Origin of the sequence: Lysobacter niastensis, from assembly GCF_031457115.1 — a bacterium.
Lineage (GTDB): Bacteria > Pseudomonadota > Gammaproteobacteria > Xanthomonadales > Xanthomonadaceae > Lysobacter_J > Lysobacter_J niastensis_A.
Map to the genome: position 1 here is coordinate 106076 of NZ_JAVDVY010000004.1, position 11818 is coordinate 117893.

The following is an 11818-nucleotide window of genomic DNA, read 5'->3' on the forward strand; positions in this document are numbered from 1 at the left end:
TCAGAATCCTCGCTGCCAGGCGCGATCGTACGCCTCGCGCAGTCTGGCGAAATCGCGTTCGATGACGTCCACAGGACGTTCACCTCGCAGCTTCAGCAGCGAACGCTTGAGCCGCGCGAGGTTGCGCTCGCGCCAGCCGGTGGCCGGAATGCGGAGCCGGCCCCTATCGAGATCGATGACCCAGCCTCGTCCGGTGGTGTCGAACAGCAGGTTGTGGGCGTTGAGGTCGGCGTGGTCGAGACCGGCGCGGTGCGTCCTGGCGATCAGGCGCCCGGCCTCTTCCCAGGGCGCGCCATCGCCCGCCACGGCGGCGCGGTCGGCCAGCGAGCGCACATCGTTGAGGCGTTCGAGCAGGATCGCGGCGTAATAGTGCATGCCGTCGCGCCGGTAGTAGGCGGCGATTGGGCGCGGCACCGGCACGCCCTTCTCGGCGACGGCGCGGGTCAGGCGGAACTCGGCGAAGCTGCGGGTTTCGGCCGCACCATGCCACCAGTAACGGTCCCGGTTGAAGCGTGCGACCATGCCGCCGCGCAGGTACCGGCGCAGCAACGTCGGGCCGAACGGGGCGTCGATGAACCACGCGCCTCCGCGCCCGCCGCTTTCGACCGGCCGCGCGCGTTCGCCCCAGAACGACGGCGCGAACCATTCCGGGCTCGCTTGCCGCACGCGGCCAAGGTCGAACAGAATCGCGCCGTATCCGCTTTCATCACGGAACGGCGTCAGTCCTTCAGTGGCGTCATACCCCGTCATCGCCCGGAGTCTAGCAATTCACGTGCCCAACGCACCTCTATCCGCCTGCCTGTTGCGGTTGTCCGCGCTGGGCGATGTAACCCATGTCGTCCCGCTGGTGCGCACCTTGCAGGCGGCCTGGCCGCACCTGCGCCTGAGCTGGGTCATCGGTCGCGGCGAGCATCGGTTGCTCGAAGGCCTGCCCGGCGTGGACTTCGTCGAATACGACAAGAAGTCCGGACTGGCCGGCATGCGCGCACTGCGTGGCGAACTCCGGCAACGCCTGGGCGCGGCGCAGCGCTTCGACGCCCTGCTGCAGATGCAGGTCGCAGCGCGCGCCAACCTGCTGTCGGCCTTCATCCCGGCCACGCGACGGATCGGTTACGACCGCAGCCGTTCGAAGGATGGCCATGGGCTGTTCGTCAACGAGCGCATCCCGGACCGCCCCGGCATCCACGTCCTCGATGCGATCGGCAGCTTCTGCGAGCCGCTGGGACTGCGCCAGACCGAAGTGCGCTGGAACCTGCCGGTCCCGCTCGACGCGCGTGGATGGGCCCGCGCGCAATGGCCGGACGACGGCACCCCGACCCTGCTGATCTCGCCCTGCTCCAGCCATGTGCTGCGCAACTGGCGCGCCGACCGCTATGCCGCGGTGGCCGACCACGCCGCGTCGCGCGGCTGGCGGGTCGTGCTGTGCGGCGGCCGCAGCGAACTGGAGCGCCAGACCACCGACGCGATCCTCGCGGCGATGCAGCGCCCGGCCCTGGACCTGGTAGGCAAGGACACGCTCAAGCAACTGCCGGCCCTGCTCGAGCGCGGCCAACTGCTGATGACACCGGATTCCGGGCCGATGCACATCGCCAATGCGATGGGCACGAAGGTGCTGGGCCTGCATGCCGCGAGCAACCCGGCACGCAGCGGACCCTACAGCGACCTGCGCTACTGCGTCGACCGTTACGACGATGCCTCGCGCCGGTACCTCAAACGCCCGGCCTCCGAGCTGCGCTGGGGCACCAAGATCGAACACGAAGGCGTGATGGACCTGGTCACGGTCGATGACGCCGTCGCCGCGTTTGAGCGTTATGTGGCGGACCACCCGCCCTCGAAACACAGGAGTTCGTGATGGCCGGCTGGTTCACCGTCGTGGCGCCGCTGCTGCCGGAGCTGATCCGGGCCGCGCGGCCGATGTTCACCCGCAGTCGCGAGCCTTCGCAGATCCCGCAGCAGATCCGCGAACTGCAGGACGCCGTGGATCACAACGACCAGGCCATCAAAGCCCTGGCCGGCGAGTTGGAACAGACGCTGGCAGCGCTCAAGCAGGCGTCGATGGAAGCCGAGCGCACGATCGTCGGCCTGCGGCAGTCGCACGATGCGCTGGCAAAGCGGCTGCAGCGGACGCAGGCCGTGTCGACCGTGGCCGTCACGATGGCGGCTCTGGCGTTCGCCGTCGCCGCCTACGCACTGGCGCGTTAGTCGCTCGATAGTCGCGCCTCAGGGAGCGGCGCCGGTCCGATAGTCCTGGTAGGACTTCTCTTCGACGTAGGCCGAGCCCAGGGCGAGGTTGATGTCCTTCTTGATGCGGGCGCGCTCGTCGTTCTCGAAATAGACGCTGCGCGCCAGGCGCACGAACTCGGCGTCGAACTCCTGCGCCTTCTCCTTGATGCGGATGTCGTCCTCGATCACCCACAGCCGCTCGTTGACGGCCTTGAGCTCGGCGCGCAGCCGGGCGATGTCCTTGCCGGCGGCCGGGTGCGCCATCCAGGTTTTCTCCAGCGCGGACAGTTCGTTGCGGACATTGGCCAGCTTGTCCGGATCGCTCATGCGCTCGGACTTGATCTGCAGGATCGCGATCTTGTCCAGCAGCTCGCCAAAGGACACCGGGACCAGGATTTCGGACATGGGAACGGCCGTTTGTTCAGGGGGCGACAGTGTAGCCGGCACGGACCATGCCTTGTCGTGACGGCCGGCTACCCGTATCATTGTCGGCTTGCTGCACCCGGAGAGGTGGCAGAGTGGTTGAATGTACCTGACTCGAAATCAGGCGTACGTTTATAGCGTACCGAGGGTTCGAATCCCTCCCTCTCCGCCAGTTACATGAAAAGGGCCCGATGGGCCCTTTTTTCTTGCCTGCGCCCTGGCCAATGGCCATCGGGATGGGGAATGCTTCGCTCGTTCTGTGACAGCCTCGCGAGTACCGCCTTGCCTGGCGGCCGCCCGGCCGCGATGATTCCGTTATCCGCCATGAATAGCCCCGACGACGCGACCGGCCTGCTCGACACATGATCGAATTCGGACATCTGACGCACGTCGGCCTGCGCCGCGAACTCAACGAAGACACCTATTACGGTGACAGCGAGTTGGGTCTGTGGCTGGTCGCCGATGGCATGGGCGGCCACGAGTACGGCGAGGTCGCAAGCGCGCTGGCGCGCGAGACAATCGTGCGCGAGATCCGCGACGGCACGCCGCTTGCCCAGGCGATCCGTATCGCCGACGAGGAAATCATCCGCACCTCCAAGCGGCGCAACGACGCCCTGCCGATGGGCACCACGGTCGTGGCCGCGCGCATCGCGCCCGGCAACCGCTTCGAGGTCGCATGGGTCGGCGACAGCCGCGTCTATCTGTGGCGCGACGGCCACCTGGCCCAGCTGTCCCAGGACCACAGCTACGTGCAGGAGCTGATCGCCAACGGCGCAATCACGCACGAGCAGGCACGCAGCCATCCGCACCGCAATGTCGTCACCCAGGCGCTGGGCGTCACCGACCCGCGCAACCTCAACGTCGAAACCATGACCGGGGAACTCAAGCCGGGGATGCAGTTGCTGCTGTGCAGCGACGGCCTGACCGAGGAAGTCGACGACCGCAGCATCGCCCGCGTGCTGGCGCACAGCGACTGCAGCGCGCAGGAATGCGTGGACACGCTGGTCGCGGCCGCGCTCGACGGCGGCGGCTCCGACAACGTCACCGTGATCCTGGTGCGCAGCCACTGAGTTGCTGGGAACGGGATCAACGGCCCGTTCGTTGTCGATCAGGCGAGTGCCATCTCGTCGGGCTCTTCCGCCGGAGCGTACTGGTCCCACACGCACTTGCCGGCCTTCTTGCGCAATTTCTCCAGTCGCGCCTCGTGTGCTGCCAGCTCATCCATCGTCACCTGCACGCGCGGTCGCGCGGCCGACGGGATGCTGCTGAACTGCATGACCTCGACCTGGGCGTCCTGCCCCTCTGCGCCGAAGCCGATTTCTTCCTGGCCCGAGGTCAGCGCGATGTACACGTCCGCCAGCAACTGGGCGTCGAGCAGCGCGCCGTGCAACTGGCGGTGCGAGTTGTCCACGCCCAGGCGCTTGCAGAGCGCGTCGAGGGAGTTGCGCTGTCCCGGATAACGCTGGCGCGCCAGCAGCAAGGTGTCCTCGACGGTACAGCGATCGGCCAGGCGTCCGTATTGCGGGCCCAGCAGGCGCAGCTCGTTGTCGAGGAAGCCGACGTCGAACGCGGCGTTGTGAATGATCAGCTCGGCGCCTTCGATGAAGGCGATGAACTCCTCGGCGACGTCGGCGAAGGCCGGCTTGTCGGCGAGGAATTCCAGGGTCAGGCCGGTGACTTCCTGCGCGCCCTGCTCGAACTGGCAGTCGGGCTTGAGGTAGACGTGGAAGGTGCGCCCGCTGGGACGGCGCTCGACGTACTCCACGCAGCCGATTTCGACCACTCGGTTGCCGCGCTCCCAGCTCAGGCCGGTGGTTTCGGTATCAAGGATGATTTGACGCATCGGGTTCCAGGACTCGGCAGGATTATCAGCGGGCAACGGTGGCGGTATCACGCAGGCGCTGGGCCTGGATGCGCGCGAGCACGTCGACGCGCTCGTTGTCGGGGTCGCCGGAATGTCCCTTCACCCACTTCCAGTCGATGCGGTGACGCTGGGAGGCGGCATGCAGCCGTTCCCACAGATCGCGGTTCTTGACCGGGTCCCCGCCTGCCGTCTTCCAGCCGCGCCGCACCCAGTTGCCGATCCACTCGGTGATCCCCTGGCGGACGTATTGAGAGTCGGTATGCAAGACGATCACGCACGGCTCGCTGAGCGTCTCCAGGGCCATGATCGCGCCCATCAGCTCCATGCGATTGTTGGTCGTGTCGGGCTCGCCGCCGGAGAGTTCGCGTTCGCGCCCCTTGTAACGCAGCAGTGCCGCCCAGCCGCCGGGGCCGGGATTGCCCAGGCAGGCGCCGTCGGTGTGGATGTCGACGGCTTTCATTTCGGATTTCGTCATTCGCGCATTATGGCGGCAGGACGTCGCATCTGTTCGGACGACGTCGCCAGCGGGACGCGACCGGCCTGCCAGCGCAGTTGTTTCAGGGGCGTCGGCGGGATCAGCGAGCGCACACGCTTGCACACCGCCAGGGCCACGCCCGCCCGCAGCCGGTCCGCCGCGCCGACCCCGGCCTCGCCGTGCGCGACTCGCCAATGCGGCCCCAGCCACTGCAGGCTGACCGCTTCGCTGGCGAAGCCCGCGGTGCGCAGTGCGGCCTGCCACCGCCCCGGATCATGCGCGCGCAATCCCGAACGCGCCCAGCGCGCGCGGTAGGGACTCCAGGGGTTCAGCGCGGCCAGCCAAAGCAGCCCGCCCGGAGCCAGAACGCGTTCGCACTCGTCGAGCAGGGGCTGGGCCTGGATGCCGTCGTCGAGTACGTGCTGCAGCAGCACCGCTCCCAGTGACTCGCTGGCCAGCGGCAGTGGCAACTGGCAGCGCAGCGTGCCCTCGAACGAAGTGCCCTGGCGCCGCAACAACAGCCCACGACGACCGGGCTCCGGCGGCGCCGCCGCCGGCAACCCGAACCACGCCCAGGGCAGCGGCGGGCCCGTCTCGATCACCCGGGCCATGGCGGCGACCTCGACCGCAAGCACGCCCTGCCCGGCCTCGCTGCCGAACCAGGTCAGGGCGGGGGCGGGTTGACGGCCGTGGGCAAAGGCGGGCATCGTCGCGGCGTTTCCTGAAAGCCCGGGTCGCCCGGGCCCCCCGATTCTGAGGGAAAGCCCCAGGAGGGTCACGCGATGTCGTTACTGGCCCTTCCCGCCTTCAGCGACAACTACATCTGGGCGCTCGTCGCCGACGGCGGCCGCGCGATCATCGTCGATCCCGGCGAGGCCGGACCGGTGCTGGCGGCGGCAGGCGAAGGCCTGGAGCTCGGCGCCATCCTGCTGACCCATCATCACCATGATCACGTCGGTGGCGTCACCGCGCTGCGCGAACGCTGGCCGGACCTGCCGGTGGTGGCCCCTTACGACGATCGCATCACCACCGCCACTCAGCGGGTCGGCGAGGGCGAGCACGTCGAAATAGCCGGTCACGGATTCGACGTCATGGAAGTCCCCGGCCATACGCTCAGCCACATCGCCTATACGCTGGACGACGGGCACGACCGGATCCTGTTCAGCGGCGACACGCTGTTCAGCCTGGGCTGTGGGCGGCTGTTCGAGGGCAGCCCGGAGCAGATGCTGGACTCCCTGACGCGGCTGGCGGCCCTGCCCGACGACACCCGGCTGTGCTGCGGACACGAGTACACCGTGGCCAACGCGACCTTCGCCAAGGTTGTCGAACCGGACAATCCGGCACTGCAGCGACGGGCCGAACAGGCGCGGGCGCTTCGAGGCGATGGACGTCCAACGCTTCCGACCACGCTCGGCGAAGAGAAGGCAGCCAATCCGTTCCTGCGAACCGAAGCCTCCGGGGTATTGCGCACGCTCCGCGAACGCCTCGGGCGCGCGCCGGCAGACCGCGTTGAAGCCTTCGCCGAACTGCGGCGCTGGAAAGACGGGTTTGTCGCATGACCGGCCGGTGGCGCTGTTTAGCCGTAACCGGGCTGTGGCTGGCCTTGGCCGCGACCTGCATGGCCGCAGAACCTGCTGCCTCCGTCGAACCTGAGTCGCCCGCGCCCCCCTCGCCGACCCGCAACGGCCGCGAGATCTACGAGGAGTTTCGCAAGGGCCTCGCCAATCCGGAGTGCGAGCCCGGCGCGAGCAGCCCACGCTGGCGGCAGCACTTCTCCACCGCGCCCAAGCGCCTGGCCTCCGAGGACGACGACCTGCTGCCTCTGTTCGGCTATGTCGTCGCCGCCGTGCGCGAATCCCACCTGCCCAGCGAGTACGCGCTGATTCCGTTCATCGAGAGCGGCTACCGCCCCGGTGCGCGCAGCCCTGACGGCACCGCCGGACTTTGGCAGCTGATCGCGATCACCGCGCGCAACCACGACGTACCGATCCGCAACGGATACGACGGCCGGCTTTCGCCGATCGATTCGACCCGGGCAGCGGTGCGTTACCTCAAGACCCTGCACGGCATGTTCGCCGGCGACTGGCGGCTGGCGGTGATGGCGTACAACGCGGGCGAGTATCGCGTGCTCGGCGCGCTCAAACGCAACGGCCAGGTCGCCCGCTCGGCCAGGCCCGAGCAGCTGACCGGCTTGTCCGACATCACCCACGCCTACGTACGCAAGCTGCATGCCTTGTCGTGCCTGCTGGAGCAGGCGGACGACAAGGAAGAATGGCTGCAGGCGCTTGATCGACCGGTGCCACGCCTGGAGGCCCTGCCCGTCCCGGTCGGCATCGACAGCATCGGCGAGTGGGCCAGTCGCACCGGCCAGGACGCGGCACAGCTTCAGCGCTTCAATCCCGTGTTCGTCGATGGCCGGATCCGCAGGGCCGGCAGCCAGCCGCCGCGGCTGCTGGCGGTGCGCGCGGACGCGATGGGATCGGCCGATACGGCAACGGCGACCGATTCGGCCGCAGCCGGTACGGTGGTGGAGGTACCCGGCTCGCGACGACGTCATACGGTGGTCCAGGGCGATACCGCATCGACCATCGCCCAGCGCTATGGCCTGCGCGTCAACGAATTGCTTCAGCGCAACGGCCTGCGCGCCGGAAGCGTGCTGCGTCCTGGCCAGGCCCTGCTGATCGATCCGCTCGACATCCTGGCCGACAGCGTTCCCGGCAAGACCGGAACGCCCTGACCCTACGCTGCCGCATCGCAGCATCCAGCCGCTGTCGGCGGCTAAACTAGATCCTTTGCTCGACCGCGCCGCGGTCACGACATCATCAGAGGAAGAGCTCATGGGTTTTCTGCAAGGCAAGCGTGCACTGATCACCGGTATCGCCAGCGAGCGTTCGATCGCCAGCGGCATCGCCGAGGCCATGCACCGCGAGGGCGCGCAACTGGCGTTCACCTACCAGAACGAGAAGCTCAAGTCGCGCGTTGAGAAGGCAGCCGCCGAGTACGGCAGCAACATCGTGATCCCGCTGGATGTCACCAGCGACGATCAGATTGCCGCTTGCTTCGACGAACTGGGCAAGCACTGGACCGACGGCTTCGACATCCTCGTCCATGCCATTGCCTACGCTCCGCGCGAAGCGATCGCCGGTCAGTTCCTCGATGGCTTGACCCGCGAGAATTTCGGCGTCGCCCACGACATCTCCGCCTATTCGCTCGCCGCGATGGCCAAGGCCGCCCGTCCGCAGATGAAGGGCCGCAACGGCTCGATCCTGACGCTCAGCTACCTGGGCGCCGAACGCGCGCTGGCCGGCTACAACGTCATGGGCGTGGCCAAAGCCAGCCTGGAAGCGACCGTGCGTTACCTGGCCTACAACCTCGGACCGGAAGGCACCCGCGTCAACGCGGTTTCCGCCGGCCCGATCAAGACCCTGGCGGCTGCGGGCATCGCCGGCTTCCGCAAGATCCTCGGCCATGTCGAGGAGAACGCGCCGCTGCGCCGCACCGTCAGCATCGAACAAGTCGGCAATGTCGCTGCGTTCCTGTGCTCGGATCTGGCAGCGGGCGTGACGGGTGAGATCACCTATGTCGACTCCGGCTACAACATCCTTGGCATGACCGGCATCGACGTGGAGTGATTCCGGCGCGTCCGGAATCGCTGCGCGCAGCGCAAACGTTGCCGAACGCATCCGGTCGATCCGGATTCGATCACTGAAACAAAAAAAAGGCCCGGCATCCGCCGGGCCTTTTTCGTTGCGCTGCCGCGCGATGGTCAGAGGTTGCGCTCGACCACGTTGATCCTGACGCGCTTGCGCATGGCCTTGACGAAGGCGTCCGCGTCGTCCGAGCCACCGATCTGCGCGACCTGCTGCATCAGCATCTGACGTTGGCCCGGCGGCATCGTGTTGACGTCGCCCGGAGTGACCTTGTTCACCGTGAACAGCACGATATCGCCGCGGCTGAGCACGGCCATGCCCGGCGACGCCTTGCCTGCGGCCGGCGCGGGCACGGAGAAGAACGCATCCGGCTGCGAGGGTTCCGGCACCGGGGCGCCACGCGGCACGTTGCCCAACGCCTGCGGCGGCGGCAACTGCTTCGAAGCCGCCAGGACTTCCAGCGTCTCGCCGCTGCGCAGACGGGCCAGCAGCGTTTCGGCTTCCTTGGTCGCGGCCTTGCGGGTGCGGTCGGCATGGATCGCAGCCGTCACCTTCTCGCGCACCTGGGCCAGCGGCAATGCGCGTTCGGCAGCATGCGCGACGACGCGGATCATGACGCTGTGGCCAGGCGCGATCTCGATGGGATCGCTGACGGTGCCGTCCTGGATCAGCGAGTCGGAGAATGCCGCGCGCAACACCGCCGGAGTGGCGGCGATGCCGGACGCGCCGGCGCGGGCGAACGGTCCCAGCTTCTGCACGGGAAGGTTCACTTCGCGCGCGGCCGGAACCAGCGACGACGGGTTCTTGTAGACCAGATCGACCAGACGGCTCGACAGGTCATTGAAGGCGCGCTCGCGATCGGCCTCGGCCTGCTCGCGGGCCAGCGCTTCGCGGGCCTGCTCGAAAGTCTGCTGGCTGCCGCTCTTCACCTCGCGCAACTGGATGACGTGCCAGCCGAAATCGGACTTGACCGGCGCACTGATCTCGCCCGCCTTCATTGCGAACAGGGCGGTCTCGAACGGTCCGACCATCATGCCCTTGCTGACCCAGCCCAGGTCGCCACCGGCGGCCTTGGAGCCGGTGTCGTCGCTGTTGGTCTTGGCAAGCGCCGCAAAATCGGCGCCCGGCGCCTTGGCCTGCGCGGCCAGCTGCGCGGCTTTCTGCTCGGCGGCCTTCTGTGCGGCGGCGTCGGCGCCTTCCTCGACACGCACGAGGATGTGCGACGCCAGCCGCTCTTCCTGTGCGATGAAGCGGGCCTGTTCCTTCTCGTAGCGCTGGCGCAGCGTCGCCTCGTCGGCGGGCGGAGGAGGCGGCATGGCGGCGCTGTTGAGCTCGACGTACTCGATCGACACCGTCTCGGGTGCGCGATAGTCCGCCACATGGCTGTCGTACCACTGCTTGATCTGTGCGTCGCTGACCGGCGCGGTGTCGACTGCGGTCGCAGGCAGGGTCAGCATGGTGACGTCGCGCTGCTCGCCCATCAGCCTGATGAGGCGGTCCATCTCGCCGGCCGTGACGAAGTTGCTCGATGCGATACCGGTGGGCACCAGCGCCTGCTGCAAGCCTTCACGCACCAGCCTTTCGAAGTTCCGTGGCGACTGCGCCGGCACCTGCGAGGCCAGGGCCAACTGGTAGCGCTGGGGATCGAACTTGCCATCCACCTGGAATGCGGGAATGTCCTGGATGGTCCGGATCACCATCGCATCGCTGACACGCAGACCACCGCTCCGGGCCGCCATCTGCTGGATGCGCTGGTCGATCAGGAGATCCAGGATCGCGCGCTTGTTCTCCACGTTTTCGAACGCGCGGGCGTCGAACGCCTCACCCTGCTGCGCGCGGGCGCGCTGGCGCTCCTGTTCGAAGCGGGCGCGGAATTCGTCGGTCTCGATCTTGTCGTGCGACCAGAACACCGACACCGGCCACCAGGCGGGTGCCGACGACCACCACGACGGGGGCGCCGTGATGCTCGCCACCGAGGTGTCGGTTCGCTGACCGAGATACTGCTCGATGCCGACAAAGGCAAAGGGAACGATCAGCAGGCCCAGGATCACCGTGGCGATCCAGCCCGAGGTCTTGTCGCGAAGTTTCTGCAGCATGTCCGAAAGACGCGTCGATTTGAAGCCGGACAGTGTACGCGCTTCCGCGGGACCGTTGTCGCCGGGAGGGTGGCGGAAAACAGGGCCAGTGAACTGGCTTGGCCACCCTGAAAAGAGAGCCGTGGGGGAGCCGGCAAAAAGAAAGGCGCCGTTGCCGGCGCCTTCGAAAAAAGTGGCGGAGTGGACGGGACTCGAACCCGCGACCTCCGGCGTGACAGGCCAGCATTCTAACCGACTGAACTACCACTCCGCGCTTTCAACTGTTGGCATCGAACCCGGCCTTGTGGCCAATTCGGCACCCTCATCTATTGTAAAACAAAGGCGCCGTTTCCGGCGCCTTTGGCGAAACTGGCGGAGTGGACGGGACTCGAACCCGCGACCTCCGGCGTGACAGGCCAGCATTCTAACCGACTGAACTACCACTCCGCGCTTTGAAACTTTTCAAACAACCCACTGGGTGCCTGATGGTGGGTGCTGAGGGTTTCGAACCCCCGACCCTCTCCGTGTAAAGGAGACGCTCTACCGCTGAGCTAAGCACCCGTTTGTTGCGGTGCCTCTGCCGATTCCCCGAAGGTCTGAACCCCAAGGCCTCGGCGGCGAGTCGCTTAGTTTACGGCATCCTTCAGCGCCTTGCCAGCCTTGAACGCCGGATTCTTCGAGGCCTTGATCTTGATGGTGTCGCCGGTCTTCGGGTTGCGACCCTGGCGCGCGGCGCGCTTGCGGACCTGGAACGTACCGAAGCCCACCAGCGTGACGGTGTCGCCCTTCTTCAGCGCCTTGGTGATCGTGCTGATCACGGCATCCACCGCATTGGCAGCGTCGGTCTTCGACAGCTCTGCGGCTTCGGCGACGGCAGCAACAAAATCGGCCTTATTCATTCGTATTGACTCCATGTGCGGATGGTTACCGCGGTTCTGAGAATCGGACGCACCTGCGCGTTCGCATGGCGTTCCGATCGACCTTGCCGCGCTGGCACGAATCATGATTCGGCAGCGCGGTCGCGGTCGTTATACCAGTCGCATTTTTTAGGCGCAAGCCGGAAAGCTAGTAATGACGGGCCTTTCAGCCGCTTGCGTGACTTTGCGAG

General features: G+C 67.1%; 13 protein-coding genes and 4 tRNA genes. 7 read left to right on the forward strand and 10 right to left on the reverse strand.

Features of this window, described 5'->3' with window-relative positions; all coding sequences use genetic code 11:
* On the reverse strand, positions 1–750 hold the full coding sequence (locus tag J2X06_RS17460) for a 3-deoxy-D-manno-octulosonic acid kinase (RefSeq protein ID WP_310064658.1): 750 nt from the start codon (positions 748–750) through the stop codon (positions 1–3).
* Positions 751–772: 22 nt separating this feature from the next.
* Here J2X06_RS17460 and J2X06_RS17465 point away from each other — a divergent pair, with 22 nt between their 5' ends.
* Positions 773–1852 (forward strand): glycosyltransferase family 9 protein, encoded by a 1080-nt coding sequence (locus J2X06_RS17465; RefSeq protein ID WP_310064659.1) that lies wholly within the window; start codon positions 773–775, stop codon positions 1850–1852.
* The gene (locus tag J2X06_RS17470; RefSeq protein WP_310064660.1) at positions 1852–2202 is read left to right on the forward strand and encodes a hypothetical protein; all 351 of its coding nucleotides are present in this window, start codon (positions 1852–1854) and stop codon (positions 2200–2202) included. Before J2X06_RS17465 ends, J2X06_RS17470 begins: the two co-directional genes overlap by 1 nt.
* Positions 2203–2220: 18 nt before the next feature.
* Here the strand turns inward: J2X06_RS17470 and J2X06_RS17475 are convergent, their stop codons facing one another.
* Entirely contained in the window at positions 2221–2628 is a 408-nt protein-coding gene (locus J2X06_RS17475; protein ID WP_310064661.1) for a DUF6165 family protein, read from the reverse strand.
* Positions 2629–2727: 99 nt separating this feature from the next.
* Between J2X06_RS17475 and J2X06_RS17480 the strand changes: the two genes are divergently transcribed.
* Together J2X06_RS17480 and J2X06_RS17485 are read left to right on the forward strand one after the other, a co-directional pair.
* A tRNA-Ser gene (locus J2X06_RS17480) sits at positions 2728–2818 on the forward strand.
* Between the two features lie 190 nt (positions 2819–3008).
* The gene (locus tag J2X06_RS17485; RefSeq protein ID WP_310064662.1) at positions 3009–3716 is read left to right on the forward strand and encodes a PP2C family protein-serine/threonine phosphatase; all 708 of its coding nucleotides are present in this window, start codon (positions 3009–3011) and stop codon (positions 3714–3716) included.
* Between the two features lie 38 nt (positions 3717–3754).
* Here J2X06_RS17485 and dnaQ read toward each other — a convergent pair whose 3' ends face one another.
* From dnaQ to J2X06_RS17500, 3 genes are read right to left on the reverse strand one after another with little or no spacing between them, the layout of a single operon-like run.
* A complete protein-coding gene (gene dnaQ / locus J2X06_RS17490) occupies positions 3755–4489 on the reverse strand; it encodes a DNA polymerase III subunit epsilon (RefSeq protein ID WP_310064663.1) in 735 nt (244 codons plus the stop codon).
* Between the two features lie 25 nt (positions 4490–4514).
* The gene (gene rnhA / locus J2X06_RS17495) at positions 4515–4970 is read right to left on the reverse strand and encodes a ribonuclease HI (protein ID WP_310064664.1); all 456 of its coding nucleotides are present in this window, start codon (positions 4968–4970) and stop codon (positions 4515–4517) included.
* 11 nt (positions 4971–4981) lie between these two features.
* Positions 4982–5692, reverse strand: coding sequence for a methyltransferase domain-containing protein (locus J2X06_RS17500; RefSeq protein WP_310064665.1), 711 nt, complete (start codon positions 5690–5692; stop codon positions 4982–4984).
* Between the two features lie 75 nt (positions 5693–5767).
* Here J2X06_RS17500 and gloB point away from each other — a divergent pair, with 75 nt between their 5' ends.
* The 3 genes from gloB to J2X06_RS17515 all read left to right on the forward strand — a co-directional run bounded on the left by gloB (position 5768) and on the right by J2X06_RS17515 (position 8617).
* On the forward strand, positions 5768–6544 hold the full coding sequence (gene gloB, locus J2X06_RS17505) for a hydroxyacylglutathione hydrolase (protein ID WP_310064666.1): 777 nt from the start codon (positions 5768–5770) through the stop codon (positions 6542–6544).
* Positions 6541–7722, forward strand: a complete 1182-nt coding sequence (locus J2X06_RS17510; protein WP_430539622.1) for a transglycosylase SLT domain-containing protein — start codon at positions 6541–6543, stop codon at positions 7720–7722. The genes gloB and J2X06_RS17510 overlap by 4 nt, the downstream gene beginning before the upstream one ends.
* Positions 7723–7822: 100 nt before the next feature.
* A complete protein-coding gene (locus J2X06_RS17515; protein WP_310064668.1) occupies positions 7823–8617 on the forward strand; it encodes an enoyl-ACP reductase FabI in 795 nt (264 codons plus the stop codon).
* A gap of 134 nt (positions 8618–8751) precedes the next feature.
* Here the strand turns inward: J2X06_RS17515 and J2X06_RS17520 are convergent, their stop codons facing one another.
* The 5 genes from J2X06_RS17520 to J2X06_RS17540 all read right to left on the reverse strand — a co-directional run bounded on the left by J2X06_RS17520 (position 8752) and on the right by J2X06_RS17540 (position 11609).
* Positions 8752–10731 (reverse strand): peptidylprolyl isomerase, encoded by a 1980-nt coding sequence (locus J2X06_RS17520; RefSeq protein ID WP_310064669.1) that lies wholly within the window; start codon positions 10729–10731, stop codon positions 8752–8754.
* Positions 10732–10904: 173 nt separating this feature from the next.
* Positions 10905–10981: transfer RNA gene (locus J2X06_RS17525), tRNA-Asp, on the reverse strand.
* 99 nt (positions 10982–11080) lie between these two features.
* Positions 11081–11157: transfer RNA gene (locus J2X06_RS17530), tRNA-Asp, on the reverse strand.
* Between the two features lie 39 nt (positions 11158–11196).
* Positions 11197–11271: transfer RNA gene (locus J2X06_RS17535), tRNA-Val, on the reverse strand.
* A gap of 65 nt (positions 11272–11336) precedes the next feature.
* On the reverse strand, positions 11337–11609 hold the full coding sequence (locus tag J2X06_RS17540) for an HU family DNA-binding protein (RefSeq protein WP_310064670.1): 273 nt from the start codon (positions 11607–11609) through the stop codon (positions 11337–11339).
* Positions 11610–11818 lie beyond the last annotated feature (209 nt).

Coding starts and splice junctions, on each gene's coding strand:
- J2X06_RS17475 (WP_310064661.1), bottom strand. CDS start 2,628: ATGTCCGAAATCCTGGTCCCGGTGTCCTTTGGCGAGCTGCTGGACAAG.
- J2X06_RS17470 (WP_310064660.1), top strand. CDS start 1,852: ATGGCCGGCTGGTTCACCGTCGTGGCGCCGCTGCTGCCGGAGCTGATC.
- J2X06_RS17515 (WP_310064668.1), top strand. CDS start 7,823: ATGGGTTTTCTGCAAGGCAAGCGTGCACTGATCACCGGTATCGCCAGC.
- J2X06_RS17520 (WP_310064669.1), bottom strand. CDS start 10,731: ATGCTGCAGAAACTTCGCGACAAGACCTCGGGCTGGATCGCCACGGTG.
- gloB (WP_310064666.1), top strand. CDS start 5,768: ATGTCGTTACTGGCCCTTCCCGCCTTCAGCGACAACTACATCTGGGCG.
- J2X06_RS17485 (WP_310064662.1), top strand. CDS start 3,009: ATGATCGAATTCGGACATCTGACGCACGTCGGCCTGCGCCGCGAACTC.
- J2X06_RS17460 (WP_310064658.1), bottom strand. CDS start 750: ATGACGGGGTATGACGCCACTGAAGGACTGACGCCGTTCCGTGATGAA.
- J2X06_RS17540 (WP_310064670.1), bottom strand. CDS start 11,609: ATGAATAAGGCCGATTTTGTTGCTGCCGTCGCCGAAGCCGCAGAGCTG.
- J2X06_RS17510 (WP_430539622.1), top strand. CDS start 6,541: ATGACCGGCCGGTGGCGCTGTTTAGCCGTAACCGGGCTGTGGCTGGCC.
- rnhA (WP_310064664.1), bottom strand. CDS start 4,970: ATGAAAGCCGTCGACATCCACACCGACGGCGCCTGCCTGGGCAATCCC.
- J2X06_RS17500 (WP_310064665.1), bottom strand. CDS start 5,692: ATGCCCGCCTTTGCCCACGGCCGTCAACCCGCCCCCGCCCTGACCTGG.
- dnaQ (WP_310064663.1), bottom strand. CDS start 4,489: ATGCGTCAAATCATCCTTGATACCGAAACCACCGGCCTGAGCTGGGAG.